Source organism: Ursidibacter sp. B-7004-1, assembly GCF_053654055.1.
This window is the reverse complement of record NZ_JBSIUP010000080.1, coordinates 1-856: the sequence shown is the minus strand read 5'-3', so window position 1 is coordinate 856 and position 856 is coordinate 1. Positions and strand designations below refer to the sequence as shown.

Annotated in this window: 1 rRNA gene; it reads right to left on the bottom strand. The window is 49.6% G+C overall.

The features are described 5' to 3' along the window. Window positions 1-856, bottom strand: a 23S ribosomal RNA gene (locus tag ACWIW0_RS11300); the annotation flags it as partial.

The following is an 856-nucleotide window of genomic DNA, read 5'->3' as shown; positions in this document are numbered from 1 at the left end:
CATCTCATTTCACTTTGTTTCATTCGATGTTGTTAATCGTAAGGCGTATTAGTGATACGCCTGATGCCGCAGCTTCGGTGCTATATTTTAGCCCCGTTACATCTTCCGCGCAGGCCGACTCGACTAGTGAGCTATTACGCTTTCTTTAAATGGTGGCTGCTTCTAAGCCAACATCCTAGCTGTCTAAGCCTTCCCACTTCGTTTCCCACTTAATATAGACTTTGGGACCTTAGCTGGCGGTCTGGGTTGTTTCCCTCTTCACGATGGACGTTAGCACCCACCGTGTGTCTCCTGAGTATCACTCTTCGGTATTCGCAGTTTGCATCGGGTTGGTAATCCGGGATGGACCCCTAGCCGAAACAGTGCTCTACCCCCGAAGGTGTTCGCTCAAGGCTCTACCTAAATAGATTTCGGGGAGAACCAGCTATCTCCCGGTTTGATTGGCCTTTCACCCCCAGCCACAAGTCATCCGCTAATTTTTCAACATTAGTCGGTTCGGTCCTCCAGTTAGTGTTACCCAACCTTCAACCTGCCCATGGCTAGATCACCGGGTTTCGGGTCTATACCTTGCAACTCAACGCCCAGTTAAGACTCGGTTTCCCTACGGCTCCCTTATTCAGTTAACCTTGCTACAAAATATAAGTCGCTGACCCATTATACAAAAGGTACGCAGTCACCCTTTCGGGCTCCCACTGCTTGTACGTACACGGTTTCAGGTTCTATTTCACTCCCCTCGCTGGGGTTCTTTTCGCCTTTCCTTCACAGTACTGGTTCACTATCGGTCAATCAGGAGTATTTAGCCTTGGAGGATGGTCCCCCCATCTTCAGACAGGATTTCTCGTGTCCCGCCCTACTT